The organism is Enterobacter cloacae complex sp. I1M, from assembly GCF_014982425.1.
In the GTDB taxonomy this organism is placed as follows: Bacteria; Pseudomonadota; Gammaproteobacteria; order Enterobacterales; family Enterobacteriaceae; genus Enterobacter; species Enterobacter intestinihominis.
The window spans coordinates 1-2,970 of record NZ_JADCLG010000042.1; the positions used below are offsets into that span (position 1 = coordinate 1).

General features: G+C 52.0%; 3 protein-coding genes and 3 tRNA genes (1 of these 6 only partly in view). 2 read left to right on the forward strand and 4 right to left on the reverse strand.

Annotated features, from left to right (window positions below; genetic code table 11):
* Nucleotides 1–22: 22 nt before the first annotated feature.
* Both INF86_RS20655 and INF86_RS20660 read right to left on the reverse strand, forming a co-directional pair.
* Nucleotides 23–98: transfer RNA gene (locus tag INF86_RS20655), tRNA-Val, on the reverse strand.
* A 41-nt stretch (nucleotides 99–139) separates the two neighbouring features.
* Nucleotides 140–215: transfer RNA gene (locus tag INF86_RS20660), tRNA-Val, on the reverse strand.
* Nucleotides 216–473: 258 nt separating this feature from the next.
* Here INF86_RS20660 and gltX point away from each other — a divergent pair.
* Nucleotides 474–1,889 carry a glutamate--tRNA ligase gene (gene gltX / locus INF86_RS20665; protein ID WP_022648938.1) on the forward strand — a complete coding sequence of 472 codons (1,416 nt, stop codon included), beginning with the start codon at nucleotides 474–476 and terminating at the stop codon, nucleotides 1,887–1,889.
* Between the two features lie 51 nt (nucleotides 1,890–1,940).
* On the opposite strand, the gene INF86_RS20670 is transcribed toward gltX, so the two are convergent.
* Entirely contained in the window at nucleotides 1,941–2,327 is a 387-nt protein-coding gene (locus tag INF86_RS20670) for a YfeC-like transcriptional regulator (protein WP_032622330.1), read from the reverse strand.
* Between the two features lies 1 nt (nucleotide 2,328).
* Complete coding sequence (locus INF86_RS20675; protein ID WP_063853412.1) at nucleotides 2,329–2,691, reverse strand: YfeC-like transcriptional regulator; 363 nt, start codon at nucleotides 2,689–2,691, stop codon at nucleotides 2,329–2,331.
* Nucleotides 2,692–2,908: 217 nt separating this feature from the next.
* Here INF86_RS20675 and INF86_RS20680 point away from each other — a divergent pair.
* Nucleotides 2,909–2,970 (forward strand) — tRNA-Ala (locus tag INF86_RS20680) (it continues 69 nt past the right edge of the window).

A 2,970-nucleotide genomic window follows, 5' to 3' on the forward strand; every position in this document is an offset into this window, starting at 1 on the left:
CAACTGAGCTAACGACCCGAAATGGTGGGCGATGACGGGCTCGAACCGCCGACCCCCTCCGTGTAAAGGAGATGCTCTACCAACTGAGCTAATCGCCCAATCTCAATTCTTATCTACACTGCGAGTCTACCGAAGTAGATGGTGGGTGATGACGGGCTCGAACCGCCGACCCCCTCCGTGTAAAGGAGATGCTCTACCAACTGAGCTAATCACCCCCGCTGTGTGGAGTCGCATTATAGGGAGAGTTGAAAATGAGTCAACGCATTTTCTAAAGTTTTTATTCGTTCGTCGTAAAATTAGTCAAAACGATCGCAAAACGGACTGTGGTGCATGATTTCTAAACAAAAACAGCAATCTCGAACCGGATAAAGTGATCGACATTGAGGAATCGGCCCACAGTGATAGAATATTGCCCATTGTTTTCTTCCCAGGATTTGCCGATTACCGGCATCTTTATAACGTAAGGCCATTTCATGAAAATCAAAACTCGCTTCGCGCCGAGCCCGACAGGCTATCTGCATGTCGGTGGTGCACGTACCGCTCTCTACTCCTGGCTTTTCGCACGCCACAACAAAGGTGAGTTTGTGCTGCGTATTGAAGACACCGACCTGGAGCGCTCAACGCCGGAAGCAATTGAAGCCATTATGGATGGGATGAACTGGCTGAATCTGGAGTGGGACGAAGGCCCATACTTCCAGACCAAACGTTTTGACCGCTATAACGCCGTAATTGACGAGATGCTGGTCGCAGGCACGGCCTATAAGTGCTACTGCTCAAGGGAGCGTCTGGATGCGCTGCGCGAAGAGCAAATGGCAAAAGGCGAAAAACCGCGTTATGACGGTCGTTGCCGTCATGACCACAGCGAGCATGCTGCTGATGAGCCTTGCGTAGTGCGTTTTGCTAACCCGCAGGATGGCTCTGTTATCTTTGATGACCAGATCCGTGGCCCGATCGAATTCAGCAACCAGGAGCTGGATGACCTCATCATTCGTCGTACTGACGGCTCGCCAACCTATAACTTCTGCGTGGTTGTGGACGACTGGGATATGGAAATCACTCACGTGATCCGTGGTGAAGACCATATCAATAACACCCCGCGTCAGATCAACATTCTGAAAGCGCTGAACGCGCCTGTACCGGTGTATGCGCACGTATCGATGATCAACGGTGACGACGGTAAAAAGCTGTCCAAACGTCATGGCGCGGTGAGCGTGATGCAGTACCGTGATGACGGCTATCTGCCGGAAGCGCTACTGAACTATCTGGTGCGTCTGGGCTGGGCTCATGGTGACCAGGAGATCTTCAGCCGCGAAGAGATGATCGAGCTTTTCTCTCTGAACTCGGTAAGCAAATCAGCCAGCGCGTTCAACACTGACAAACTGCTGTGGCTGAACCATCACTACATCAATACCATGCAGCCAGAGTATGTGGCGACTTATCTGCAATGGCACATTGAGCAGGCAAACATCGATACCCGTACGGGCCCTGAACTGGCGGATCTGGTGAAGCTGCTTGGCGAGCGTTGCAAAACGCTGAAAGAGATCGCCGAGAGCTGCCGCTACTTTTATGAAGAGTTTGACGCGTTCGACGCCGATGCGGCCAAGAAACACCTGCGTCCGGTTGCGCGTCAGCCGCTGGAAGTGGTGCGAGATAAACTCGAAGCCATTACCGAATGGACTGCAGAAAATGTTCACCACGCGATTCAGGCAACCGCTGATGAGCTGGAAATTGGCATGGGTAAAGTCGGTATGCCGCTGCGCGTTGCGGTGACGGGGGCAGGCCAGTCTCCGGCGCTGGACGTGACCGTTCATGCCATTGGCAAATCACGTAGCGTTGCGCGTATCAACAAGGCGCTGGGCTTTATTGCTGAGCGCGAAAGCCAGCAGTAATGCTCGTGAAATACAAATAACGGCAGGGTAACCTGCCGTTTTTTATGTCTGTTATTCAGCAATACCAAGACGCGTGAGAAAACCCTGCAAACCTTCGCGAGCGAGCAGCTTGTGCAAACGTTCCTGTTCGACAGTTGTCATGTTTTCCAGCGAGTCGATAATTTGTGGAAGCAGGCTGGATGAGGTCGCCACGCCATAGAGTGAAGGGCTTTCTGCCACATGGTAAACAGCCCGACTGTTACGAATGGCGGGAAGGCTAATGATGTGCTCCTTAACGTGCGCATCAATACATATCACCCTCGCTCTTCCGCCTTTTACACCGTTGATACCCTCCGTTTTCCATCCTTTCTGTCGTATCCAGCGATTAACGGTTTGTCGGGCGACGCCCAGACTGTCCGCCAGCTCTTCCGTGGTCATTTTGCTGCGTAATCTTTTCATATTAGCGTTGGTCGCGAATCCCTAAGCGTTGTAACAATCCGGTAATCCCTTCCCGCAGTAACAGAGTTGTCATCTGCTTTTGCTCATCCGGCGTCATTTCATTCGCCAGCGTCAGGAGCAGGGCGTGAAGCGAGCCTTCGTGGTACGCCTTTTCTGGCATTTCCGGCGACTCTGTTACCCTGCGTGCGCTGCGAATAAAGTCGCGCACTTTTTCATTGACGTGTACCAGACGCGCCTTGCCGCCCTGAACGCCTGGTTTTGGCGATGTAATCCAACCCTCTTTGCGTACCCATTTATTGATGGTCTGTCGGCTATAGCCAGTCAGCAGGGCTAACTCTTCTGGCGTCATTCGTTCCTTGATCATACAATTTCCTGAATATCTGTGGGGTTAATTAGTGGTTCATTTTATAGCACCGTTTTACGTGAAAACGTGACAAGCTTAACTCCTGGCTGCGAGCAGACTCGCAAAGTGATTCATTTGCATGATTTTTCGGCGGTTGAAAGGCTGAGGTTGAATTTGCCGTTGACACTGTGCGGCGGAATTCATATTATGCCGCCCGTCAACATGACAGCTTTACGATGGGGCTATAGCTCAGCTGGGAGAGCGCCTGCATGGCATGCAGGAGGTCAGCGGTTCGATCCC

Coding starts and splice junctions, on each gene's coding strand:
- gltX (WP_022648938.1), top strand. CDS start 474: ATGAAAATCAAAACTCGCTTCGCGCCGAGCCCGACAGGCTATCTGCAT.
- INF86_RS20670 (WP_032622330.1), bottom strand. CDS start 2,327: ATGAAAAGATTACGCAGCAAAATGACCACGGAAGAGCTGGCGGACAGT.
- INF86_RS20675 (WP_063853412.1), bottom strand. CDS start 2,691: ATGATCAAGGAACGAATGACGCCAGAAGAGTTAGCCCTGCTGACTGGC.